Raw genomic sequence first — 23,787 nt, forward strand, 5'->3', positions numbered from 1 at the left:
GCCTCAGCCGCGGGCCGCGCGCATCATGTCCTCGCGCGGCACCACCTTGATCCGCTCGCGTCCGGCGGCCTCGCCGAGCGAGACCTCGTGGGCGTCCAGCCGCTCCCAGTCCGACCACGTGACGACCTCGACACCAGCCTCGGCCAGCTGGCCGAGGATCGCGTCGGGGTCGGTGACCTCGGCCGGGGCGAGGCTGTCGAGGTCCTCCAGCAGGCAGGTGATGGTCTGGTTGGCGTCGGACTTGGTGTGGCCGATCAGGCCGACGGGACCGCGCTTGATCCAGCCGGTGACGTAGACCCCCGGGACCTGGACGCCGTCGAGGTCGAGCACGCGGCCGGCCTCGTTCGGCACCACGCCGGCGTTGTCGTCGAACGGCAGGTCGGCCAGGTTGCTCGACAGGTAGCCCACCGCGCGGTAGACCGCCTGGACGGGCGTGTCGACGTACTCGCCGGTGCCGCGCACGGTGCCGTCGCCGTTGTACTCGGTGCGCTCGGTGCGGATCGCTACCACGTTGCCGTCCTCGCCGAGGATCTCGACGGGGTTCTGCATCATGTGGATGTGGATCCGGTGCGGCGCGCCGGTCGGCTCGGCCTCGAGGTACTTCAGCAGCGTGTCGACGACGAGCTTGGTGGCCTTGTGCGAGGAGATCTCCGACTGGCCGGCGTCGTCGATCTCGAAGCCCTCCTCGGTGACGAGCACGTCGACCGAGGGCGAGTGCGAGAGCTCGCGCAACTCCATCGGCGAGAACTTGATGTGCGCCGGGCCGCGCCGCGCGAAGACGTGCACGTCGGTGGCCCGGTTGGCCTTCAGACCCTGGTAGACGTTCTCCGCGATCTCGGTGGTCAGCTGCTCGTCGGCCGGCTTGGCCAGCATCCGGGCGACGTCGAGGGCGACGTTGCCCGCGCCCAGCACCGCCACGGACTCGGCCTCCAGCGGCCACTCGCGGGCGACGTCGGGGTGGCCGGCGTACCAGGACACGAAGTCGGCCGCGCCGAAGCTGCCGTTGAGCTCGATGCCCGGGATGTTCAGCGCCCGGTCGGCGGTCGCGCCGGTGGCGAAGATGACCGCGTCGTAGTAGCGCTGCAGATCGCTGAGCTTGAGGTCGGTGCCGTAGTCCACGTTTCCGAGGAACCGGATCCGGTCGTTGGACAGCACCCGCCGCAGCGCCTTGATGATCTCCTTGATCCGCGGGTGGTCGGGGGCCACGCCGTACCTGACCAGCCCGTACGGCGCGGGCAGCCGCTCGATGACGTCGACATGGGCCTGCTCGTACTGGCGAGTGAGGATGTCGGCGGCGTAGATGCCGGCCGGTCCACCGCCGACGACGGCGACGCGAAGGGAGCGCATGAGTGTCAGAGCCTTTCCACGGAACTAAGGCAAGCCTAATTGGGATCGGCCTCCCATCCGAACCGTCTCATCCCTCGGCACGATGAGATTCGTCACGCCGGGTGGGCGGACGGGCGCTGTTCGGTCCTCCGTGGAGCCTCAGTCCTCGGCGGAGCCCACGGCCACGCCGACGTGGCCCCACCTGTCCTCGACCTTGGCGATGTTCCAGTAGGCGATCGCCGCGGCCCAGATGGCGACGAACAGTCCGACGATGATGAAGCCGACGTTGTTGAGGTCGATGTCGCTGATCCAGTCGGTGACCGGGTTGGACCAACCGAGATTGCCGTCGAGGACGCCGACGAGCTCGATCGTGCCGATGAGCAGCGCGACGGTGACCGAGAGCGCGGTGATGGCGAGGTTGTAGTAGACCTTGCGGACGGGCTTGAGGAAGGCCCAGTCGTAGGCGATCGACATGAACAGTCCGTCGAGGCAGTCCAGCAGGCTCATCCCCGCGGCGAAGAGCAGGGGCAGGACGAGGATCGCGTACCACGGAACGCCGGCTGCCGCGCCGGAGCCGGCGAGGACCATCAGGGTGATCTCGGTGGCGGTGTCGAATCCCAGGCCGAAGAGCACGCCGACGGGGTAGGCCTGCCAGGGCTTGCGGATCGCTCGGGTGAGGCCGTTGAGGAAGCGCGCGAAGAGGCCGCGGTTGCTCAGGTGCTCCTCGAGCTCGCTCTCGTCGAACTCTCCGTGCCGCAGGCCCTGCCACACGCGCCAGATGCCGACCAGCGCGACGAGGTTCAGGATGCCGATCAGGTAGAGGAAGCTGCCCGAGGAGAGGGTGCCGACCGTGCCGATCGTCCGGTGGGCGCTCGAGTCGTCGTCGACCAGGGCTCCGACGGCGTGGGCGCCGACGGCCACGAGCGCTGCCATGCCGAAGACGATCGTGGAGTGGCCCATCGCGAACCAGAAGCCGACCGACTTGGGGCGGATCCCGTCGTTGCGCAGCTTGCGGGTGGTGTTGTCGATCGCGGCGATGTGGTCGGCGTCGAACGCGTGCCGCAGGCCGAAGGTGTAGGCGGTGATGCCGAGCCCGACGCTGAAGACCTGGGTCCCCAGGCTGTAGTGCTGCGGCGCCACCACGAGGATCAGGACGCCGAAGCCGACCACGTGCATCAGCACGATGAAGCCGAGCAGGCCACCGGCTTCGATCCAGTCCTTGGCGGTCCAGGTGGTCAGAGCACGGAGCAGGACGTGGCCTCGCGGGGGCGTGGCAGGGGAAACAGAAGGCGACATCGCCATCCTCCTCGGGACGGTCAGCGGCGATCCGGGGGAGGCGACCGGGCTCGTCCCTGCGTGCATGCGCGCACGAGGGCTTTACCGTTGCGGGACAGCGCCGGGATCTCACCGGCTTCGCTCCGTCTGGATCATCCGGCCGTTGGCCGGACGGTTCGAACCTAGGGTCCAGCGACTCGAGGCGTCAAGCCTTCCCACCTGATGAGCTGATCAGGCGACAGGTTGCTGCGGGTCGGGCCCTCGCCTGGGAGGATGGCCCCATGCACCTCGTCCCTGCAGAGCGCGCCGACCACCGGATCATCGACGCCGACCGCGTCTGCGACGCGATAGCGGTGCTCGCGGACGGCGCAGGGGTCCGCACCTGGTCCGAGCGCTTCGCCCTGCTCGGCGACCCGACGCGCCTCGCGCTGCTGGTGTGCATCCACCGGGTCGGTCCGATCTCGGTGTCGGATCTCGCTGTTGCCACCGGCCTCAAGGACACGGCCGTCTCCCAGGCGCTACGGCTGCTGCGCAACGCCGGCGCCGTCGCGGCGGGCCGCGAGGGACGCGTCGTGCGCTACCGGCTCCTCGACGCAGCGCTCGGGCCCCTCCTGGACCAGGTCGCACCCGCCGTGGCCACGACGCATCGACACGGGTAATCGCCACGGACCCAGCGGACCCAGCGGACCCAGCAAACCGAGCGGATCGAGCGAACCGGGCGGGCCGCGGCACGGGCCTGCGACCGGCAACGTTCTACGTCTTGTAGAGTCTGGCCGGCGCTCCCGATCCCCGGGAGCCAGATCACGATCCCGAGGAACCCATGACGCGTCGTCAAGCCGTCCGGCTCGCTCTCGTCGCCGCCCCCGCACTCGCGGTGGTCGGCCTCGCCCTGCCGGCCTCCGCTCACGTCACCGTGAACCCGAGCACCGCGAGTGCGGGCGGATACACCAAGCTGACCTTCCGGGTGCCGACGGAGTCCGACACGGCCTCGACCACGAAGGTCGCCGTCTACTTCCCCACCGACCACCCGTTCGCCTCGGTGAGCGTCAAGCCGCACCCGGGGTGGAGCTTCAAGGTCACCGACGAGAAGCTGAAGACGCCGATCAGCAGCGACGACGGTCAGGTCACCCAGGCCGTCTCCCGGATCGTGTGGACAGCCGATTCGGCCGCCGACGCGATCAAGCCCGGGGAGTTCGACGAGTTCGACGTGTCGGTGGGTCCGCTGCCCGACTCCGGGACGGTGGAGTTCAAGGCGCTGCAGACCTACAGCGACGGCTCGGTCGTGCGCTGGATCCAGGACAGCGTCGCCGGTCAGGACGAGCCGGAGCACCCGGCCCCGGTCCTCACCATCACCCCGTCCGCCGCCGCCGACCCGAGTGCGACGGCGAGCAGCCCGGCCGGCGACTCCGGCACCGAGTCCGCCTCTCCCGGACCGGCGACGGTGGTCGAGAAGGAGGACTCCTCGCACGCGCCGCTGATCCTCTCGACCATCGCCCTCGTCGTCGCGCTCGGCGCCCTCGGCGGCGCGGCGCTCTCCGTCGTCCGGCGTCGCGCCTGATAGCGGGCGGCCCCACGGCCGTCTTCGCCCCCGCGCTGCCATCGGTGAGAATGGCGGCGCGAGCAGCACGACCCGGGAGGACCGATGACCACAGCGGAGCACGACGGCGGACGTCGCCGCCACGGCGCCTTGCGCGACGAGGTGCTCGGCGTACTCCTGCACTCCCCCGGCTCGCTGACGGCGCGCGAGGTCGCCGACCGCCTCGCCGAGGCCGGTGGCCCGGTGCCGGCGATCACCACGGTGCTCACCGTGCTGGACCGCCTGCGTCGCTCGGGCGAGGTGGAGAAGGCCAAGGTCGGCGGTGAGCTGCGCTTCAGCGTGGCACGCCACGACGCCGACCTGACCGCCGACGACATGCTGGCCGCGCTGCTGCGCAGCAAGGATCGGACCGGCGCACTGCTCAGCTTCGCCGGCGCCCTGAGCGACGAGGACCTCGCCGCGCTGCGCCGACTCGTCGGATCCGACTGACCACGCCGTGGTCGCGGACCTGGTCAGCACCGGCTGCCTGCTCCTGCTCTACGCGGTGGCGGTCATGGTCGCGACCCCGCTGGCGGTGACCCGGCGGCGGTGGACCAGCCGGCTGCCGCGGCTGGCGATCATGATCTGGATCGGGGCGCTCGCGAGTGGCTGCACGGCGATGCTGGTCAGCTTCGGCTGCACGATCGGCGCGGCCGTCGCGCTCGCCCACCGGCCGCACGGCGTCCGCGAGCAGGTCACCTGGCACTCCGCCCTCAACAGCTTCGGGATCACCGCCGTCGCCTGCCTGGCGACGGCGGTGGGCGGCGCGATGATCGGCCTCGTCCTCTATCGCGCGGCCACCGGGAGCCTGCGCCGAAGCCACCTTCGGGTGCGCATCGCCGCCGCCCTCGGTCGTCGCGCGGCAGCGCCCGCTCGCCGGGTGACCACGGTGGTGGTCGACAGCGAGACGCGCAGTGCCATCAGCGTCCCCGGCCGCCGGCCGGTCATCGTGGTGTCCTCGCAGCTGCGCGACCTCCTCACGGCCGCCGAGCTGCGCACCGTCGTCGAGCACGAACGAGGCCACCTGCTCCAGCGCCACCACCTCCTGGTCCAGCTCGCCGACCTGCAGTACCGGTGTGCGCCGCTGCTGCCGTGCGCTCGGGCGCTGGAGCGCTCGATCCACCTGCTGGTCGAGCTGGCCGCCGACGACCACGCCGTACGGCGGTGCGGCGCCGGCCTGACCGCGCGCGCCCTGCGGGCCCTGGGTGCGGCGAACCACGACGACGGGCTGCGTCTGAGGGCGCAGCGGATCGAGGCCCGCTCGTCCCGGGGCGAGGTGGCGCTCGGTGGATGACATGCCCGGGATGCAGGGTGCCGGCGGGATGTGGTCGATGACCGGTCCGATGTGGATGCCCGATCGCGCACCCTCCCTGTCCCGGCTCGTCGCGTTCCACCTGCAGCCGGTGCCGATCGTGCCGCTGCTCGGCCTGGTCGGACTGATCGGCTACCTGCTCGGCGTTGCGGTCGTGACAGGTAGCGGTGGGCGCTGGCCGCTGGGACGCACGCTGAGCTGGCTGGCCGGCATCGTGCTCCTCGAGGCGGTGACCACCACCGGCATCGAGGCCTACGGCATGATGCTGTTCAGCGTGCACATGGCCCAGCACATGGTCCTGGCGATGGTGGTGCCGATCCTGCTGGCCCTGGGCTCGCCCTACCGGCTGGCGCTCGCCGCGGCCCCCGAGGGCCCGGGCGGGGCGGCGGTCCGGCGGTTGCTGCCGGCCGCGGCCGGGAGTCGGGCGGCGGGCGTCCTGCTGAGCCTGCCGGTGCGATGGTGCCTGTTCCTCGCCTCGCTCTACGGCATCTACTTCACCCCGCTCTTCCAGGACCTGATGCACACGGTGTGGGGCCACAACGTGATGCTGCTGCACTTCCTCCTCACCGGCTGCCTCTTCTTCGGCCCGCTGGTCAGCGAGCCCCGCGCCCTCCCCCACGTCCGGCCGGCGCCGCGCCGGCTGGCGGAGACCTTCGCCTCCACCCCGTTGCACGCGGTGTTCGGGTTGATCATCATGTTCTCGACCGGGCCGGTGCTGCGGTTCTTCGACGACCCGGACCCGTCCTGGGCGGTCGATCCCCTCAGCGACCAGACCCTGGCCGGCAGCATCGCCTGGGCCACCTCGGAGGCGGCGACGGTCCTGGTGATGGTGATCCTGCTGGCACGCTGGGCACGCACCACCCGGGCCGGCGGACCCGCCCGATCATCCGCTCAGGCGCGGATCACTTGATCGGCAGCGCGACCGATCCGGTCGCCTCGTCGACGGCCGTGGTCCGCAACGTCACCGAGAGCCGCCACGTTCCCGACACCGGTACGGCGATGCTGCCCTGACGGTGACCCGTACCGGCGTTGACCAGCGTGACCGGCAGCGGCCCGACCGACCGTGCGGGCAGGCTCAGCGTGGCGTCGATCTCCTTGGGATCGGTCGGCAGCTGGTCCTTGCCGAAGATGTAGAGGTGCAGCTCCATCCGGCGGTCCCCGGTGGGCACCGCCGAGACCTGCACCGTGTCGCCCTCGAGCACGAGGTTCGCCGCGATGCTCGGGTGGTAGGCCGTCTTGGCGGGCTCGGTGGCCACCAGCGCCGAGGAGATGCCCAGGACCACGACGAGCCCGGCCGCCTCGGCCAGGACCGCACGCCGCAGGATCCGCGTCGAGCCGGCCGTCCGCCGCTGTTGCCGTACCCAGGCCCGCGAGCCGGCGGCGGCGACCAGCACGACCGCCACCACCCCGATCTTGACGAGCAGCTCGCGGCCGTAGGTGGTGCCGCCCAGCGCGGCCCAGGAGCCGACCTGCCGCACGGCCTGATAGGTCCCGCTGGCGACGATCAGGAGCACCAGCACGGCGGCGAGCGCCGAGAAGCGCGCGACGACGGCCGCGGCGTTCTCGGCCAGCGGCAGGACCGCTACCAGGATCACCGCCAACGAGCCCAGCCACATGCTCGCGCAGAGGACGTGCACGGTGTCGTTGAGCGCCGCCACGACGCGGCCCGAGCCCGCCGCGGCGTGACCGGACAGCGCGAAGCTCACCCCGACCAGCACCGCCCCGACACCGACGGGCAGCCGCGGCAGGCGCGAGAGCCGCAGGGTGAGTGTCAGGGCCGCCACCAGCACCAGCCGGGCGATCGCCGCATGGCCGTACGTCGTGCCGAGCACCTCGCGCAGCAGCCGGCCCTGGCCCAGGCTGCCGAAGCCGAGCGCCGCGTCGTAGGGGCCCTTGAGGAGCACGTCTGCCACGGTGCCGAGGGCGAGCAGCCCCGCGCCGACGGCGGCGAGCCGCCGCACCCGTCGCAGCGACCAGCCCTCCGCCCAGCACCAGGCGACGAAGAGCAGGGTGCCGACCAGGAGCGCGCTGCCGGCGTAGCCGACCAGCCGCGCGGCGCCCAGCGCCACGGCCACGCCCTTGTTCGTCGCATCGTCCGGGGCTACCGGCGCCGCGCTCGTCCGGCCGACCGAGAAGGTGTAGGCACCCGAGACCGGGTGGGAGTCGGCCGAGATCACCCGCCAGGAGACCAGGTAGGTGCCCTGGGCGCCGCCGCTGCGCAGGTGCACGCTGACGGCCTGACCCTTCCCGGCCGGGTGGGCCACGTCACCGGCGTCGACCCGGGCGCCGTCGGGTCCGTAGACGCGCAACGAGGTCGGCAGCAGGGTCACCGCCTCGTCGAAGCTCAGCGACACGCTGTCGGGAGCGGTCGCGAGGACGACGTCCGGTGGCGGCGTGCTGCCCTCCAGCACCGCATGGGCGGAGGCCGGAGCGGCCGCCGCCATGACCGCGAGCACCACCAGCGCACCGAGCGCCGCCGCGAACCTGACCCACCGGCCTCGCGGCTCGAGCACTCTGGACACCACGGGGACCGACTGTAACGGGGGCCTCGTACCTCCCGATCCGTGAGGTGTGGACGGGGCGGCCTACCATCGCTGCAGACCGTTGAAAGGACCCGTCGTTGCGTCGCTGTGCTGCCCTCCTGCTGGCCCTGGCCGTCCTCCTGCCCCTGCCCGCCCACGCCGACGGATTCTCCACCTACGTCTCGACGTTCAAGGCCGTCGCCCCTGACATCTCCGGCATCCGGGTGCGGGTCCCCTCCAACGGCGAGGACATCAACGTCGCGAACACGGGTGCGACCCCGCTGATCGTCTATGGCTACCAGGGCGACCAGTACCTCAAGATCACCTCTGAGGGCGTGTGGCAGAACAAGCTCTCCCCGGCCACCTACCTCAACAAGGAGCAGACCATCGGCGCCATCCCCGCCGATGCCAACGCCACCAAGCCGCCCGTCTGGGTCAAGATCAGTGACACGAACCATGCCCAGTGGCACGATCACCGGATCCACTGGATGGGCGTCAGCAACGCTCCGGTGGTGCAGAAGGACCCCAAGCACGCCCACCTGATCAACAACTGGAAGATCCCGATCGCGTCGGGCACCCAGAAGGCCGACATCACCGGCACGCTCACCTACCAGCCCGGTGGCCACCTCGGGACCTACCTGACCTACGGCGCGATCGGCCTGGCGATCCTGGTCATCCTCGGCCTGCAGGTGATCATCCTGCGCCGGCGCAAGGCCGCCTCCGCGAGCTGAGGGGCGCACCTGCCTGCCGCGCCGCGGTCAACGGCTCCTCCTGAGCACGGCGAGGGCCAGGACGGCGGCCGCCCCGACCGCTAGCGCGGCTCCGTCGACCCGCCGGGCCAAGTGGGTCGCGCGCGCGATGTCGACCGGCTCCGGCGCCCGGCCCACCCCCATCACGGCGCGATGCTCGACCCGGTCACCGTGGTAGGTGTTGGTGCCCCCGAGCCGGATGCCCAGCGCGCCGGCGAAGGTCGACTCCACCACGCCCGCGTTCGGGCTCGGATGCCGGCGGGCGTCGCGTCGCCACGCGGTGGCAGCGCTGCCCGGGTCCTCGCCCAGCGCGACCGCGAGCACACCGGCCAGCCGCGACGCCGGCAGGTTGACCACGTCGTCGAGCCGCGCGCTCGCCCAGCCGAACCTCTCGTAGCGGGCGGTGCGGTGGCCGACCATCGCGTCCAGGGTGTTGGCAGCCCGGTAGCCGAGCAGGCCAGGGACGCCGGCGACGGCCCCCCAGACCAGCGGCGCCACGACCGCGTCCGAGGTGTTCTCGGCGATCGACTCCACCACGGCACGGGCCACCTCGCCCTCGTCCAAGGCCGCCGTGTCGCGACCGACCAGGTGGGTCAGCCGCCGTCGCGCACCGGGCAGGTCGCCGGCGGCCAGGCGCGCCCGGACGGCGGCTGCCTCCCGCTCGAGGCTGCGGCCGCCCAGCACTACCCAGGTCGCCAGGGCCGTCAGGGCGGTCCGGGCCAGCGGACGGGACGCCACGGCCCGTTCGGACGCGACACCCAGGGCCACCGCTCCCCCGACCAGGATCCCGGCGTGGAGCACGCCGCGAGCGCGGTCGTCGCCGTGGATCCGCCGCTCCAGCGCGCCGGCCAACCTGCCGAAGCCGGCGACCGGGTGGCCCCGCCGGGGATCGCCGAACGCCCGGTCGGCGGCGAAGCCGAGCACCAGTCCGCCCGCCCGGGCGAGCCCCGTCACGACAGGCCTACCAGGAGCGCGGCCAGCGCCAGCTCGACGGCGGCACCGAAGACGTCGCCGGTGACGCCCCCGAGCCGCCGGACGGCGTGGGCCACCAGCACCGCCACCGCCAGGGCGGCCGCGGCGACGGCGACCACGCCACGCCACCAGTCCAGGCCGGCGGCGCTCGCCGCCAGTGCCAGCACCGCGGCACCCGCCAGCCAGACCAGCGCCACGACCGGTCGCGGCACCGCCTGGGTGTAGGTGTCGCCGAGTCCGCCGGGCCGCGCGGACGGTACGCCGGCGGCGCAGCACAGGACCAGCGCGGCGCGCGAGACGCACACGCCCAGCCCGGCCAGCACCGCACCGCGCAGGGCGTGCGGCCCCGCGAGCACCGACGCCAGCGCGGCCGCCTGCAGACCGATCACCAGGACGAGGGCGACCACGCCCGCCGGCCCCGACGTACCGGTCTTCATCACGGTCAGCGCCCGCTCGCGGTCGTAGGAGGACGCGAGGCCGTCGACGGTGTCGGCGAGGCCGTCGACGTGGAAGGCGCGGTTGCCGAGCACGATCACCCCCACCGCGAGCAGCGCCACCACCGGCGGCGGCAGGTCGAGGCGGATGCCGGCGTACCCGGTGATCGCGGCGGCCGCTCCGAGCGGGACCGTCGCGACCGGTGCCAGCACCATCGCCAGTCCCGCGCGGCGCCGATCGACCACCGTCGGCGGACGGACGGGCACCGCCGTGAGCGTGCCGACGGCGAGCCGCCAGGAGTCAGCGATCATGACGCAGCTCAGGGCAACAGGTCGCTGAGCAGCGCGACGTCGCGCAACAGGGCGATCGCGCTGCGCACGACCGGTACGGCGGCGACGGCACCCGATCCCTCGCCCAGCCGCAGACCGAGGTCGAGCAGCGGCTCGAGGCCCATCTTCGCCAGCGCGAGGCTCTGCGCGGGCTCGGTGGAGCGGTGGCCGGCGGCGTACCAGGCCGCGGCGCCGGGCTCGATCCGATCCGCCGTCAGCGCGCACGCGACGCTCATCAGGCCGTCGAGCAGGACCGGCACCCCTCGGCGTGCCGCCTCCAGCAGGTAGCCGGTGGTGGCGGCGAGGTCGGCGCTGCTCAGCGCGGCGAGGGTCTCGACCGGATCCTCGGTGCGTGCACCCGCGCGGGCGACGGCAGCATCGACGACGCCGGCCTTGTGGGCGAGCGCGGCGTCGTCGATGCCTGTCCCCCGGCCGACGACCTCGCCGGCCGGCAGTCCGAGCGCCACCGCGACGAGCGCGGCGGCCGGGGTGGTGTTGCCGATGCCCATGTCGCCGCTGATCAGCAGGCGCGCACCGGCAGCGATCTCCTCACCGGCGACCGCCGCACCGGCGGCGAGCGCCTGCTCGGTCTCGGCCCGGGTGAGAGCGTCCTGGAGGTGGATGGCGCCGCTGCCGCGACGGACCTTGTGCCGCTGCAGCGCCGCCCTGAGGTCGCTGTCGAGGTCCTCGAAGTCGTCGTCGACGCCGAGGTCCAGCACGCGCACCTGCACCTGGTGGGCGCGGGCGAGAGCCGTGACGCCCGCCTTGCCGGCCAGGAACGTGCGGACCATCGCCCCGGTGATCGCAGGCGGGAACGCTGAGACGCCGTGCGCGGCGACGCCGTGGTCGCCGGCGAAGATGACCAGCCGCACGCTCTCGGCGCCGTCCAGTGGCTGCGGCGGCACCTGACCCTGGCAGGCCGCCAGCCACACGCCGAGCTCGCCGAGGCGGCCGAGCGCACCCGGTGGCGTCGCCAGGGCGGCCAGCCGCTTGGCGGCGTGGTCGCGGGTGATGGTGGAGGGCGGGACGAGGGTCATCGGAGGGCTCCTTCGAGGGCGGTGAGCAGCTGGTCGGTGAGCTCGGGCGGCCGGACAGCGATCCGGATCCAGGAATCGTCGAGACCGGGGAACGTGTCGCCCCGTCGTACGGCGATGCCCTGCTCGCGCAGCAGGCGATGGGTGCCGGCGCCGGCCTGGAGCAGGACGTACGGCGCCTGCGAGTCCACCGGCCGATGCCCGCGCTCGTGCAGCTGCGCGACGAGGTAGGTGCGCCACCGGGTCAGCTCGGCGGCGCGCCGCGCGGCCTCCTGCCGCGCCTGCGGGCTGCTGCACGCGAGCATCGCGGCGATGGCGGGCGTGCCGACCGACCAGGGGGTCTGCTGTGCGGCCAGCTCGCGGATCAGGGCGCTCTCACCGAGCACGTAGCCCGCCCGGATGCCGGGGATCGACCAGTGCTTGGTGAGGCTGCGCAGCACGAGCAGGCCCGCCGAGACGTCATCGCGTGGCACTCCAGGCGTCACTGCGTCGGCGAACGACTCCGGCTCCCCCGGGACGGCGTCCATGAACGCCTCGTCGACCACCACGACCCGGCCGGGGCGCAGCAGCGCAGCGATCGCCGCCCGGCGGTGCAGGACGCCGGTCGGGTTGGTGGGGTTGCCGACGACGACCAGGTCGGCGTCCTCGGGGATCCGGCCGGCGTCGAGTGCGAAGCCGTCCTCGGGTCGGGTCAGGACGGTGGCGACCGTGTGCCCCGCCTGCTGCAGCGCCGCGTGCGGCTCGGTGAACTGCGGGTGCACCACCACCGGCCGCCGCCAGGGCCGCAGCCGGGCGATCAGGGTGAAGGCCTCGGCGGCCCCGGCCGTCGGCAGCACCTCGTCGGGCGCGCGGCCGTGACGGGCGCCGATCGCCGCCGCCGCCGAGGTCGGGTCGGGGTAGGAGTCGATGCCCGCCAGGCTCTCGGTCAGCGCTGCGTCGAGCCAGTCGGGGCGGGCTGCGGCGTACACGTTCACGGCGAAGTCGAGGTGCCCGTCGCGAGCCTCCGCATCACCGTGGTGACGCAGCCCCGACTCGACCGGGACGCAGGCCCGACTCGACGCGGCCTCGGCGAAGCGCTGGGCCAGCTGCGGGTGGCCGGCCCAATGCACGTGCAGGTACGACGCGTGCAGTCTCGGGCCACCGAAGCCGACGGCCTCACCGTCCACCTCCCAGGCCGGCCCCCAGCCGGCACCCGCTCCGGCACCCGCTCCGGCACCCGCTCCGGCACCCGGTGTGGCGCGGGTCTTGTGGAACTCGTGCGCGGTGATCCGCTCGCCCGCTCGGGTCAGCAGCGAGTCGGCGGGAGCCAGCGCGACCGGGTAGCGCAGCGTGAGCCGCCCCATCGTTGCCGTGGTCGGCAGCACGCCGGCCATCGCCGTGCCCTCCAGCGACTCGGCCAGGTAGAGCAGGCCGGCGCACTCGGCGACCGTCGGCAGCCCGTCGCGGACGGCGGTGCGGATCTCCTCCATCAGCGCCCGGTTGGCGGCCAGCTCGGGCGCGTAGACCTCGGGGAAGCCGCCTCCGAGGTAGAGACCGCTGGTCCCGGCGGGGAGCGCGGCGTCCGTCAGCGGGTCGAACGTCACCACCTCGCACCCGGCGGCGGTCAGCAGCTCCTCGGTCTCGGCGTAGCGGAACGTGAACGCCCGCCCGCCGGCGACGGCGATCCGCGGTCGGGCACCGTCGGCTCGCGCGACGGGTGTGGTCGGCGGCGCCCACGGCACGGCGTCGAGGGCGGGAGCCGACCGCGCGACCTCGAGCACGGCGGACAGGTCCACCTGCGCGGCGATCTGCTCGCCGAGCAGGGCGACCGTCTGGGCCGACACCGAGCGCTCGGCCACCGGGACCAGGCCGAGGTGGCGCGACGGGGTCGCCAGCCGCTCGTCGCGCCGTACGACGCCGAGCACGGGGACCTCCCGGATCGACCGCACGACCTCGGCGACGTTGCGCTCCGAGCCTGCCTGGTTCAAGATCACGCCGGCGATCCGGACCGCCGGGTCGTAGGCGATCATCCCCGCCACGATGGCACCCGCCGAGCGGGAGAGCCGGCCGACGTCGAGCACGAGCACCACCGGCGTCGCCGTCAGCGCCGCCACGTGCGCGGTGGAGGCGAAGCCGTCGGCGCCGATGCGTCCGTCGTACAGGCCCATCACGCCCTCGATGACAGCGACGTCGGCGGGTACGGGCACACGCGCACCGTGCAGCAGCAGCGGCGCGATCAGGTCCTCGCCGACCAGGTGCGGGTCGAGGTTGCGGCCCGGCCGGCCGGTGGCCAGGGCGTGGTAGCCGGGATCGATGTAGTCCGGTCCGACCTTGTGACAGCTGACGGCGAGCCCTGGACCGTGCGGGCCGGCGGCGCGCAACGCGGCCATCAGGCCGGTCGCGATGGTCGTCTTGCCCTGGCCGGTGGAGGGCGCGGCGACGACCAGGCGCGGCAGCCTCACCACTCGATGCCTCGCTGACCCTTCTGGCCCGCGTCCATCGGGTGCTTCACCTTGGTCATCTCGGTGACCAGGTCGGCGATCTCCACCAGCCGCGGGTCGGCCGCCCGGCCGGTGATCACGACGTGCTGGAAGCCGGGACGGCTCGCCAGCGTCGCGACGACGTCGTCGACGTCGACCCAGCCCCACTTCATCGGGTAGGTGAACTCGTCGAGCACGTAGAGGTCGTGCGTCTGGGCACCCAGCCGGCGCTTGATCTCCGCCCAGCCCTCGGCGGCGGCGAGCGCGTGGTCCTCCTCGGAGCCCTCGCGCCGGCTCCAGGACCAGCCCGAGCCCATCTTGTGCCACTGCACCGGGCCGCCCTCGCCGGTCTCCTCGTGCAGCCGGCCGAGCCGCTCGAGCACCGTCTGCTCGCCGATGCGCCACTTGGCGGACTTCACGAACTGGAAGACCCCGATACGCCAACCCTGGTTCCAGCCACGCAGGGCCAGCCCGAAGGCGGCGGTCGACTTGCCCTTGCCGTCGCCGGTGTGGATGGCGAGCAGCGGGCGGTTGCGGCGCTGGCGGGTGGTCAGCCCGTCGTCGGGGACGACGAGCGGCTTGCCCTGGGGCACGGCTAGGCCACCTTCCCGGTGTGGGCGGTGACGGTCGCCGTCAACGCCTCGGCACTGACGTCCCCGACCGGCAGGTGCTCGGCGTGTAGGGCCTCGGCGAGTCGCTCCGCGAGGCCGAGCCGGATCGGCCCGGACTCGGAGTCGACCACGACGGTCGTCACGCCGAGCCCGGCGACGAACCGCGCCGCCTGCAGCGAGCGTGCGACGGCCGCCCTGGGTTCGGCACCACCCGTCGCACGGCCGTCGGTGAGGACCACCAGCAGCGGGCGCAGCCGCGGGTCGCGGAGCCGCTCGCGCTGCAGCACCCGGGCGGACTCCAGCAGCCCTTCGGCGAGGGGTGTGCGGCCGCCCGCCGGGAGCTCGTCGAGCCGGGCAGCGGCGATGTCGATGGAGTACGTCGGCGGCAGGGCGACCTCGGCACTCGCCCCGCGGAACGTGACCAGGCCCACCTTGTCGCGCCGGCGGTAGGCGTCGAGCAGCAGCGACAGCACGGCCGTCTTGACCTGACCCATCCGCTTGCGCGCGGCCATCGAGCCGCTCGCGTCGACGCAGAACAGCACGAGATTGGCCTCCCGGCCCTCCCGTACGGCGACGCGCAGGTCCTCGGCGTGCAACGCCACCCGGCTGCCGACCCGCTCCCGGCCGCTCTGCTTCCCGGCAGCGGCGAGCAGGGTCTCGACCAGGTGCAGCGACCCGGTCGGACCGTCGGGACGGCGTGCGCCGACCCGTCGGCCGGTGCTGGCGGTGGCGCGGCTGCGGCGGCCCGGCTGGCCCTCCCCCAGGCCGGCGACCTGGAGGAGCTTGGGCCGGTACGGCGTGGCGGCACGCGCCGCGGTGGTCGAGGAGGTGGCTGCGGCTCCCGGGGTGTCTCCCGGTGTCTCGCCCGGTGTCTCGCCCGGTGTCTCGGGGTCGGGGACCTGCGGCGCGTGATCCTCGGGAGCATCCTGCTCGCCGGCACCGTCCTGCTCGCCGGGAGCATCCTGCGTGCTCGATGTCGCCGCCGGATCCTCGGGCGCGTCACCGTCGGGACCATCGGGGGCCGGGGGCGGCTCGGGCGGCAGCTCGTCCTCTCCGAGGATCCGATCGAGCAGCTCCTCGTCGAGCCCGGGAGCGTCGAACGGGTTGCGGCGCCGACGGTGCGGCAGCGCGAGCAGCGCGGCTCGACGGATGTCGGCCTTCGTCACCTCGCTCCGGCCTGACCAGGCGGCGTGCGCGACGGCGGTCCGGGCGGTGACGATGTCGGCACGCAGCCCGTCGACCTCGAACGCCGCGCACACCTCGGCGATCGTGAGCAGCGCGGCCTCGCCCAGCTGCACCGACGCCAGCCGCGACCGGGCGTCGGCGACGCGGGACCGCAGCTCCTCGTCGGCCGCCGCGTACCGCTCGGCGAACGCGGCGGGGTCGGCGTCGTAGGCCATCCGCCGGCGCACCACCTCCACCCGGAGCGCCGGATCGCGCGGCGCCGCGACCTCGACGGTGAGTCCGAACCGGTCGAGCAGCTGCGGGCGCAGCTCACCCTCCTCCGGGTTCATGGTGCCGATCAGCACGAAGCGAGCGGCGTACTCGACCGAGACGCCGTCCCGCTCGACGCTGACCCGACCCATCGCGGCCGCATCCAGGAGCAGGTCGACGAGGTGGTCGTGCAGCAGGTTGACCTCGTCGACGTAGAGCAGGCCCCGGTGGGCACGCGCGAGCAGGCCGGGCTCGTACTCCACCTTGCCGTGCGAGAGCGCGCGCTCCAGGTGCAGCGATCCGAGCACGCGGTCCTCGGTGGCGCCGACCGGCAGCTCCACCAGGCGCACGGGCCGGGTCTCGACCCTCGAGGCGGCGCCGAAGGCGCCGTCCGGGGAGACAGCGTCGGCATCGGCGGGGTCGATGGAGAAGCGGTCCCCGGCGTAGACCCGCACCGGCGGCAGGACGCTGGCCAGGGCCCGCACCGTCGTCGACTTCGCGGTGCCCTTCTCACCCCGCACCAGGACGCCACCGATCTCCGGGGAGATCGAGGTGAGGAGCAGCGCGAGACCCATGTCGTCGAGGCCTGCGGAGGCCGGCCCGTCGGGCTCGCCCGGCGCGCAGCCGAGGACAGCAGAAAAGGGATAGTGCACCGGCATTGAGGCTCCCGCTCGCTCGCCATGGTCGTGGGCTGACGCGAGGCCGGTCTTCGGACTCACCCGGTCCCACTCATCGAGTGGGCCGGACTCACCGCAGCGGGCCTGTGCCGGAATCTCACCGGCTTCCCAGATTCTCCCCGCCGGTCTTCGCCACCGTTTCCGAAGGCTGGGCCGTAGGGGCACCTCGTGCCGGGCCTCACGATAGCGTCTGAGCCCATGTCCTCCGCCACCCCGTCGCCTGCCGGACGTCCGGTCGCGGTCGTGGGCGTCACCGCCGACGGCGACCTCGCCGATCCGGAGCTGGTCGCCCGGGCCGGCGTGGTCATCGGCGGCGCGCGCCACCTGGCGATGCTCCCGCCCGCCTCCGCGGCTGCGCCCGGGCAGGTCCGGGTGCCCTATCCCTCGCCCCTGCGAGCGGGACTCCCGGCGCTCCTGGAGGAGCACGCCGAGGCCGACGTGGTGGCCCTGGCCTCCGGCGACCCGCTCGTCTCCGGGATCGCCGGCACCCTGATCGACCTGCTCGGCACCGACCGCGTGCAGGTGCACCCGGCCCTCTCCTCGATCGCGCTCGCCCGCGCCCGGATGGGCTGGCCGGCCGAGTCGTGCACGGTCGTCAGCCTGGTCGGTCGCGACCCCGCCCTGGTGCTGCGCGAACTGGCCCCGGGTCGCCGCATCCTGGTGCTCAGCTCGGACCAGCACACGCCGCACCGGGTCGGCGAGCTCCTGACCCGGGCCGGCTACGGCGAGTCGCTCCTCGACGTGCTCGGCGACCTCGGCACGTTGCAGGAGACCCGCTCGTGGTCGGTCGCGCACAACTGGGCCCAGTCACCGCCCTCCCACACGCCGCGGCTCAACGTCATCGCGATCAGCTGTGCGGGTCCCCTGGCCGCGGGCTGGGTAGCGGGCCTGCCGGACGAGGCGTTCGAGCATGACGGTCAGCTCACCAAGCGCGATCTGCGCGCCTCCGCGCTGGCGCGGCTCATGCCGGTGCCGGGTCAGCTGCTGTGGGACGTCGGCGCGGGAGCCGGCTCGGTGGGGATCGAGTGGATGCGGGCGCACCGCACCTGCCGGACCGTCGCGGTCGAGGCCGATCCCGGACGGGCCGAGCGGATCGCGGGCAACGCGGCGCGCCTCGGCGTACCCGGCCTGGAGGTCGTCGTCGGTCGTGCGCCCGATGCGCTGGTCGACCTGCCCGCGCCGGACGCGATCTTCGTCGGGGGCGGCGCCACCCGCGCCGGCGTGCTCGAGGCCTGCGTGGCGGCGTTGCGACCCGGCGGACGCCTGGTCGTGCACGGCGTGACCCTGGAGACCGAGGCGCTGCTGGCGGGGCACCATCGCGAACGGGGCGGCGAGCTGACCCGGATCTCGGTGGAGCAGGTCGACGCGATCGGCACCTTCCGCGGCTGGGCACCGCTGCGCACGGTGACCCAGTGGGCGCTGACCCGCTGACGGCAAGGATGACGGCGGGGCTCCCCGTGGCGCTGAACGGCTGTTCAGCCGCCGTACCGCTCCTGGTGCAGGACCGACGCGAGCGGCGAGCGGTGCCGCCAGCCGTGGCGCTCCAGGTCCGGTACGTCGGGCAGGTCGGCGACCGGACCGACGCACAGCCACGCGACCGGCCGGACGTGCTCGGGCATCCCCACCAGCGAACGCAGGAACTCCTCCCGGTAGAACGACACCCAGCCGACACCGACGCCCTCGGCGGTGGCGGCCAGCCACAGGTTCTCGATGGCACAGACCGCCGAGTACAGGCCGGCGTCCGCGATCGCATGCCGCCCCAGCACGTTCGGCCCCCCGCGGGTGGGGTCGTAGCCCACCACCACGCCCAGCCCCGACTCGCGGATCCCCTCGATCTTGATCCGGTCGAAGGTCTCGGCCCGCTCGCCGCTCAGCGTCGCGGCGAACGTCTCGCGCTCCTGGGCCACATGCGTCGCGAACGCCTCGAGCGTCTGGGGCGAGCGCACCAGCACGAAGTCCCACGGCTGGCTCATCCCCACGCTCGGCGCGCAGTGCGCGGCCGAGAGCAGCCGCGCCAGGACGTCGTCGGCGATCGGCTCGCCGGTGAACTCCCGGCGGGTGTCGCGGCGGCGGTTGATGGCGTCGTAGAGCTCCATCAGTGCTGCCGCCCCCGCTTCGCGGTCCGGTCGCGCGTCGCGTCGTAGAGGTAGGACTCCCCACCGTCGCGGTCGAGCGCGCGGCCGACCATGATCACGGCCGCCTGCCGCAGGCCGGCGGCCTCGACCTGGTCGGCGATCGTCGCGACGGTGCCTCGCAGCACCAGCTCCCCGGGTTGGCTCGCGCGGTGGACGACCAGCACCGGGCAGCCCTCGCCGTACTCCCCCACGAGCTCGGCCATCAGCTGGCGGACCCGGGTGATCGAGAGGTGCAGCACGAGGGTGGAGCGGGTGGCGGCGAAGGCCGCGAGCGCCTCGGTCTGCGGCATCGCCGTCGACCGCGCCTGCGTCCGGGTCAGGACGACCGACTGCGCGACCAGCGGCACCGTCAGCTCGGCCCCCACCCGGGCGGCGGCGGCGGCGTAGGCCGGGACGCCGGGCGTGACGTCCCAGGGCACGCCGGCGGCGTCCAGGCGCCGGGTCTGCTCCTGCAGCGCGGAGTAGAGCGACGGGTCGCCAGAGGTCAGCCGGACGACCGTGCGTCCCTCGCCGACCGCGGCGACCATCCGCTCGGTCATCGCGTCCAGGTCCAGGTCCTGGGTGTCGACCAGGCGGGCTCGGGCTCCGGCGTGGGTGAGCACCTCCGGATCCAGGTAGGTGCCCGGGTAGAGCACCACCTCCGCCTGCGCCAGCAGCCGGGTCGCCCGGACGGTGAGCAGGTCGGCGGCCCCGGGACCCGCGCCGACGAAGTGGACGATGCCCGTCACCGCACGTACCTCGGCGTCCACACCTGACCGGCGCTCGTCACGCGGGTCGAGGAGGCGCCGACGATCAGCAGGCACTTCATGTCGATGCGGTCGGGATCCAGCTCGGCGAGCGTGGTGACGCTCAGCGACTCCTCGGCCCGGCCGACGTCGCGGCCCACGACGACGACCGTCTCGGGCTTGCGGTGGTCCAGCAGGACCTCCCGCAGCCGAGCCACCTGCGTCGTGCGCGAGCGCGAGGCCGGGTTGTAGACGGCCAGCACGAGATCCGCCTCGGCGATCGCCCGCAGCCGCCGCTCCACCACCTCCCACGGCTTGAGCCGGTCGGAGAGCGAGACGACGGCGAAGTCGGCACCGATCGGCGCTCCGGCGCGGGCGGCGACGGCCTGGACCGCGCTCACGCCGGGCAGCACCCGCACCGGTACGGCGGCACGCCCCGCGCGCTGATCGTCCTCGACGGCCTCGAAGACCGCCGCGGCCATGCCGAAGACTCCGGCGTCGCCACCGGAGACCACCGCCACCCGCTCGCCGGCACGGGCGAGATCCAGCGCGAACCGGGCCCGGTCCACCTCGACGGTGTTGCCGGAGGCGTGCCGCTGCAGGCCGGCGCGCTGCGGGACACGAGCGACGTACGGCGCGTAGCCGACGACGTGCTCGACCTCCGCCAGGGCGGCGCTCGCCTCGGGGGTCAGCCAGCCGTCGGGCCCGGGCCCCAGTCCGATCACCAGCAGCTCGGCTCGCCGGTCCGGCGCCGTTCCGGGGCCGTCGGAGGGCTCGGGCACCTCGCTCAGCTCGGCTCTCGCGCTCGACTCGGCTGAAGCGCGCAGCCGCCCCGTGTCCGCCCGCGGCGCGCTGTCGCCGGGCACCACGATGAGGGAGAAGTACGGCACCGACTCCGGGTCCACGTCGGCGACCGGCAGCCACCGCTCCTCGGGCTGCGAGGCGCGCTCGACGTACCACGAGCCGTCGAGCCTGCCCGCAGCCGCCAGCGCACGCCGGACGGCGGGGAACCTCCGGCCCAGCTTCATCACGATGGCGCCGTCGGTGTCGGCCAGCCGGCGGGCCAGTTCGGGCTCGGGCAGCGTGCCCGGCAGCACCGTCAACACGTCGGTCTGCCGCACGAGTGGAGCGGAGACCGCCGCTGTGGCGGCCGCGAAGGACGGCACCCCCGGGACGACGGCCGTGTCGTAGAGATCGTTGAACCGGTCGTGCAGGTACATCGAGGAGCCGTAGAAGAGCGGGTCGCCCTCGGCGAGCAGCACCACGTCGCGCCCGGCGTCCAGGTGCACCGCGAGCCGCACCGCGCAGGCCTCGTAGAAATCGGCCAGCGCGCCGACGTACCCGCCCGGGTGATCGGTCGTGCCGGTCGTCACCGGGTAGCGCAGCTCCTCCTCGATCGCCCCCGCCGGGATGAGCCCCGCCGCGATGCGCCGGGCGTGCGACTGCTTGCGCACGCCTGCGTGGTAGGCCACGACGTCGGCCGTGCCGATCAGCCGAGCGGCCTTGAGGGTGATCAGCTCGGGGTCGCCGGGACCGATGCCGACGACGGTGAAGGTGCCGGGCGCGCTCACTCCGCCTCCTGGGCCAGGGCGTTGAGCGCCGAGGAGGTCATCGCCGAGCCGCCGCGCCGGCCGCGGACGGTGACATAGGGGATGTCGATACCGTCGTCGGCCAGGGCGATCAGCGCCTCCTTGGACTCCGCGGCCCCGATGAAGCCGACCGGGCAACCGACGATCGCGGCCGGGCGGGGGCCGCCGTCGCGGAGCAGCTCGAGCAGGTGGAAGAGCGCCGTCGGCGCGTTGCCGATGGCGACCACGGCACCGTCGAGCAGCGGCTCCCACAGGGAGACCGCTGCAGCGGTCCGGGTGGTCCCCCACTGCTGCGCGAGCACCGGCACCCGCGGATCGCCGAGGAAGCAGCGCACCTCGTTGTCGGCGGGCAGCCGGCTGCGGGTGACGCCGGTGGCGACCATGGTGGCGTCGCACAGGATCGGTGCGCCTGCCTCCAGGGCGCCGCGTGCGGCGGCCACCAGGCCCGGGTGGATGGCCAGGTCGCGGACCAGGTCGACCTGCCCACTGCCGTGGATCATCCGCACCGCCAGCCGCTCCGCGTCCGCGGGCACGCCCGACAGGTCGGCCTCCCGCCGGATGGTGGCGAAGGAGTCGACGTAGATGTCGGCCCCGATCGTGACGTAGTCGTAGTGCCGACGCGGGCGTCGTACCGCCACGGTGGGGTCGTCGAGGGTCATCGGTCCTCCTCGGGTTCGGGAACGAGGACGCCGCGCCACGGCGTCACCACCAGCTCGTCGGAACGGTCGCGGAGCTCGGCGGCGAGCGCCGGCTCCACCCCGGTCGGTACGCCGACGTGGACGCCGCCGGCCACCCGCCCGAAGGGCAGCGCCGGCGAGGGCGCCGGGAGACGTGGATCGGCGGGTGACGCGGGACCCAGCGGCGCCGAGAGCTCGGGGACGTGCCAGGCCGCCTCGGGTCCCTCACCGCGCCCCGCCATGAAGGCCGTGGCGAGCTCGACCAGCGCCGCGGCTGCCGCCTCGAGCGGCACCACCGGCCCCCAGCCCTCCCCGATCCGCAGCTGGGCCTCGCCCGCCGAGAGCACCACCAGACCGAGGTCGGCGGATCGGTCCAGGAGGTCGCCGCGACCGTCGTCGAGCACGAACAGGAAGCGTCCTGGCAGACCAGCCAGCAGCGGGTCGGCGCACACCAGCCGGTCCAGGTCGGCTGCCAGCGGGCGCAGGTCCGCCCGTCCCCCGGCCAGGCCGGTCTGCGGCGAGACCAGCACGTTGCGCGCCAGCTCGTGGCTGCGCGAGGGGAGCAGGCCGGTGGCCTCGATCGCCGTCACGACCTCGGCAGGCAGCGCGGCCCCCGGCGAGGCCTCGGACGAGGCCCCGGAGGGGACACCGGAGGGGGCGGCGACGGCGGGCAGCGCCCGAAGCTGGAGGTTGGCGCGGGAGGTCAGGTGGACGCGCCCGTCGCCGTACTCGCGGGCGACGGCGCACAGCGCCGTCAGCGTCGAGGACGCGAGCCTGCCGCCGACGAGCCGCAGCCGGACCAGCAGGCCGTCGTCGGCGCGCCAGGGTCGCAGCACCCCGGGGCAGCGATCGGGACGAGTGCGGAGCACGGTGGCGGTCCTTCGGTCAGGGAGCCCGTACGCGGGGCCCGCGGATGACCCGGCGGCGGGTGCCGCTAGGGCCAGCAGGTCTTCGGACTCGGGATCATCCGGCACGGAGCGCCTTCCCGGCCGGGCCTCTCGACCCGATCAGTGGCATGCTGCCCCGCCCGTCACCCTCACCGCTGCGCGTCAGTCCCGGAGTCGCACCGGGTTCCCTGACTCCACGAGGTGGAGCACGACTGGCGGCCCGAGACTACCCGCATCCGGCGGCGATGCGACCCCGGACCCGGACAAGACCTGCCATGCTGATCACATGCGTCTCATCCGTCACATCGCGCTGGCCGCCGCCGCCGTCGCCCTGACCGGCTGCGGGCTCAACTCCACGAGCGCCGACAGCCCCACGAGCGACACGCCCGGCCCGAGCGGCACCAGCGACACGAGCGGCACAGGCAGTGCAGACGGCGCGGGCGGCACGGCGACGTCCCCCGCGCCGCCCGCCAGCACGCCGGCCGCCGAGCAGTCCACGCCGAGCCGGACCGCGACCCCCACCCCGAACGGGACCGCCACCTCGCGGGCGGCGACCTCGCCGCCGGTGGTCACCTACACCGACAAGACCGGCCTGCTCCAGCTCCCGGTGTCCAACGCCTCCATCCCCGACGCACCCGCGGGGCTGCGCGACTTCGCCCGGCTCCAGCTCAGGCAGATGTGGCACGACCAGTTCCAGAACGACCCGGGCTGCGAGGGCATCGGCCAGGTCCGGCTCAAGCGGGCCAGCATCGCGGCGGCGTACGTCCAGGTGAGCTGGGGCGCGACGACGCCGACCTGCCCGCAGTACGCCGGCAACCCGAGCGGCTGGCAGGTCTGGTCCGACGACGCCGGTCACTGGTCGGTGGCGCTCGACGGGGAGGGCACCGCCGCCTGCGCGGACCTGGTCGCCCACGCCATCCCGCGCTCGATCTACCCCACCTGCTCCGACGGCTCGAAGAAGGTCGCCAACCCCGTGACCTGAGCCATCGCAGGAGGCCCTTTCGACCCGCGGCGACACGCCGGGGTGTGGTCCTCACAACACGCGGGCTCAAAGTCCGACCCG

22 protein-coding genes and 2 riboswitches are annotated in these 23,787 nt (G+C 73.8%); of the genes, 8 read left to right on the forward strand and 14 right to left on the reverse strand.

Going from position 1 to position 23,787, the window contains the following annotated elements; genetic code table 11:
* Window positions 1-3 precede the first annotated feature (3 nt).
* Window positions 4-1,347: an FAD-dependent oxidoreductase gene (locus tag P5P86_RS15025; RefSeq protein WP_280608256.1), complete on the reverse strand. Its 1,344-nt coding sequence runs from the start codon at window positions 1,345-1,347 to the stop codon at window positions 4-6.
* Between the two features lie 138 nt (window positions 1,348-1,485).
* Window positions 1,486-2,622, reverse strand: coding sequence for a Nickel transporter NicT (gene nicT, locus P5P86_RS15030; protein ID WP_280608257.1), 1,137 nt, complete (start codon window positions 2,620-2,622; stop codon window positions 1,486-1,488).
* 260 nt (window positions 2,623-2,882) lie between these two features.
* On the opposite strand from nicT, the gene P5P86_RS15035 reads away from it, so the two are divergent.
* The 5 genes from P5P86_RS15035 to P5P86_RS15055 all read left to right on the forward strand — a co-directional run bounded on the left by P5P86_RS15035 (window position 2,883) and on the right by P5P86_RS15055 (window position 6,399).
* The gene (locus P5P86_RS15035; protein ID WP_280608258.1) at window positions 2,883-3,260 is read left to right on the forward strand and encodes an ArsR/SmtB family transcription factor; all 378 of its coding nucleotides are present in this window, start codon (window positions 2,883-2,885) and stop codon (window positions 3,258-3,260) included.
* A 161-nt stretch (window positions 3,261-3,421) separates the two neighbouring features.
* The gene (locus P5P86_RS15040) at window positions 3,422-4,159 is read left to right on the forward strand and encodes a YcnI family copper-binding membrane protein (protein ID WP_280608259.1); all 738 of its coding nucleotides are present in this window, start codon (window positions 3,422-3,424) and stop codon (window positions 4,157-4,159) included.
* A gap of 84 nt (window positions 4,160-4,243) precedes the next feature.
* The gene (locus P5P86_RS15045) at window positions 4,244-4,627 is read left to right on the forward strand and encodes a BlaI/MecI/CopY family transcriptional regulator (protein ID WP_280608260.1); all 384 of its coding nucleotides are present in this window, start codon (window positions 4,244-4,246) and stop codon (window positions 4,625-4,627) included.
* A gap of 7 nt (window positions 4,628-4,634) precedes the next feature.
* Window positions 4,635-5,471, forward strand: coding sequence for a M56 family metallopeptidase (locus tag P5P86_RS15050; protein ID WP_280608261.1), 837 nt, complete (start codon window positions 4,635-4,637; stop codon window positions 5,469-5,471).
* Between the two features lies 1 nt (window position 5,472).
* Complete coding sequence (locus P5P86_RS15055) at window positions 5,473-6,399, forward strand: cytochrome c oxidase assembly protein (RefSeq protein ID WP_280611269.1); 927 nt, start codon at window positions 5,473-5,475, stop codon at window positions 6,397-6,399.
* Here the strand turns inward: P5P86_RS15055 and P5P86_RS15060 are convergent.
* Window positions 6,392-8,011: a copper resistance CopC/CopD family protein gene (locus tag P5P86_RS15060; protein WP_280608262.1), complete on the reverse strand. Its 1,620-nt coding sequence runs from the start codon at window positions 8,009-8,011 to the stop codon at window positions 6,392-6,394. The genes P5P86_RS15055 and P5P86_RS15060 overlap by 8 nt on opposite strands.
* 98 nt (window positions 8,012-8,109) lie before the next feature.
* Here P5P86_RS15060 and P5P86_RS15065 point away from each other — a divergent pair, with 98 nt between their 5' ends.
* Window positions 8,110-8,742 (forward strand): hypothetical protein, encoded by a 633-nt coding sequence (locus P5P86_RS15065; protein WP_280608263.1) that lies wholly within the window; start codon window positions 8,110-8,112, stop codon window positions 8,740-8,742.
* Between the two features lie 27 nt (window positions 8,743-8,769).
* Here P5P86_RS15065 and P5P86_RS15070 read toward each other — a convergent pair whose 3' ends face one another.
* Genes P5P86_RS15070 through P5P86_RS15095 form a run of 6 tightly spaced genes read right to left on the reverse strand, consistent with a single transcriptional unit; the run spans window position 8,770 to window position 16,693 of the window.
* Window positions 8,770-9,714 (reverse strand): cobalamin biosynthesis protein, encoded by a 945-nt coding sequence (locus P5P86_RS15070; protein WP_280608264.1) that lies wholly within the window; start codon window positions 9,712-9,714, stop codon window positions 8,770-8,772.
* Window positions 9,711-10,478 (reverse strand): adenosylcobinamide-GDP ribazoletransferase, encoded by a 768-nt coding sequence (locus P5P86_RS15075; protein ID WP_280608265.1) that lies wholly within the window; start codon window positions 10,476-10,478, stop codon window positions 9,711-9,713. Before P5P86_RS15075 ends, P5P86_RS15070 begins: the two co-directional genes overlap by 4 nt.
* 8 nt (window positions 10,479-10,486) lie before the next feature.
* Window positions 10,487-11,533 carry a nicotinate-nucleotide--dimethylbenzimidazole phosphoribosyltransferase gene (gene cobT / locus P5P86_RS15080; RefSeq protein ID WP_280608266.1) on the reverse strand — a complete coding sequence of 349 codons (1,047 nt, stop codon included), beginning with the start codon at window positions 11,531-11,533 and terminating at the stop codon, window positions 10,487-10,489.
* A complete protein-coding gene (gene cobBC, locus P5P86_RS15085; RefSeq protein WP_280608267.1) occupies window positions 11,530-13,971 on the reverse strand; it encodes a bifunctional hydrogenobyrinic acid a,c-diamide synthase/histidinol phosphate aminotransferase CobBC in 2,442 nt (813 codons plus the stop codon). Before cobBC ends, cobT begins: the two co-directional genes overlap by 4 nt.
* Window positions 13,968-14,582, reverse strand: coding sequence for a cob(I)yrinic acid a,c-diamide adenosyltransferase (gene cobO, locus P5P86_RS15090; RefSeq protein WP_280608268.1), 615 nt, complete (start codon window positions 14,580-14,582; stop codon window positions 13,968-13,970). The genes cobBC and cobO overlap by 4 nt, the downstream gene beginning before the upstream one ends.
* Window positions 14,583-14,584: 2 nt before the next feature.
* Window positions 14,585-16,693 carry a VWA domain-containing protein gene (locus P5P86_RS15095; RefSeq protein ID WP_280608269.1) on the reverse strand — a complete coding sequence of 703 codons (2,109 nt, stop codon included), beginning with the start codon at window positions 16,691-16,693 and terminating at the stop codon, window positions 14,585-14,587.
* A gap of 24 nt (window positions 16,694-16,717) precedes the next feature.
* Window positions 16,718-16,858, reverse strand: a riboswitch (cobalamin riboswitch).
* A gap of 51 nt (window positions 16,859-16,909) precedes the next feature.
* Here P5P86_RS15095 and cbiE point away from each other — a divergent pair.
* Window positions 16,910-18,142 carry a precorrin-6y C5,15-methyltransferase (decarboxylating) subunit CbiE gene (gene cbiE / locus P5P86_RS15100; RefSeq protein WP_280608270.1) on the forward strand — a complete coding sequence of 411 codons (1,233 nt, stop codon included), beginning with the start codon at window positions 16,910-16,912 and terminating at the stop codon, window positions 18,140-18,142.
* A 44-nt stretch (window positions 18,143-18,186) separates the two neighbouring features.
* Here the strand turns inward: cbiE and bluB are convergent, their stop codons facing one another.
* The 5 genes from bluB to P5P86_RS15125 are packed head-to-tail and all read right to left on the reverse strand — an operon-like array spanning window position 18,187 to window position 22,706.
* Entirely contained in the window at window positions 18,187-18,807 is a 621-nt protein-coding gene (bluB, locus tag P5P86_RS15105) for a 5,6-dimethylbenzimidazole synthase (protein ID WP_280608271.1), read from the reverse strand.
* Window positions 18,807-19,574, reverse strand: a complete 768-nt coding sequence (cobM, locus tag P5P86_RS15110; RefSeq protein WP_280608272.1) for a precorrin-4 C(11)-methyltransferase — start codon at window positions 19,572-19,574, stop codon at window positions 18,807-18,809. The genes bluB and cobM overlap by 1 nt, the downstream gene beginning before the upstream one ends.
* Window positions 19,571-21,142, reverse strand: coding sequence for a precorrin-3B C(17)-methyltransferase (cobJ, locus tag P5P86_RS15115; protein ID WP_280608273.1), 1,572 nt, complete (start codon window positions 21,140-21,142; stop codon window positions 19,571-19,573). The genes cobM and cobJ overlap by 4 nt, the downstream gene beginning before the upstream one ends.
* Window positions 21,139-21,819 (reverse strand): precorrin-8X methylmutase, encoded by a 681-nt coding sequence (locus tag P5P86_RS15120; protein ID WP_280608274.1) that lies wholly within the window; start codon window positions 21,817-21,819, stop codon window positions 21,139-21,141. Before P5P86_RS15120 ends, cobJ begins: the two co-directional genes overlap by 4 nt.
* Window positions 21,816-22,706 (reverse strand): ferredoxin-like domain-containing protein, encoded by an 891-nt coding sequence (locus P5P86_RS15125; RefSeq protein ID WP_280608275.1) that lies wholly within the window; start codon window positions 22,704-22,706, stop codon window positions 21,816-21,818. Before P5P86_RS15125 ends, P5P86_RS15120 begins: the two co-directional genes overlap by 4 nt.
* Before the next feature lie 70 nt (window positions 22,707-22,776).
* Window positions 22,777-22,941, reverse strand: a riboswitch (cobalamin riboswitch).
* Between the two features lie 69 nt (window positions 22,942-23,010).
* Between P5P86_RS15125 and P5P86_RS15130 the strand changes: the two genes are divergently transcribed.
* Window positions 23,011-23,706 (forward strand): hypothetical protein, encoded by a 696-nt coding sequence (locus P5P86_RS15130; RefSeq protein ID WP_280608276.1) that lies wholly within the window; start codon window positions 23,011-23,013, stop codon window positions 23,704-23,706.
* Window positions 23,707-23,787 lie beyond the last annotated feature (81 nt).

The sequence above is a fragment of the Nocardioides sp. BP30 genome (assembly GCF_029873215.1).
Classification (GTDB): Bacteria; Actinomycetota; Actinomycetes; order Propionibacteriales; family Nocardioidaceae; genus Nocardioides.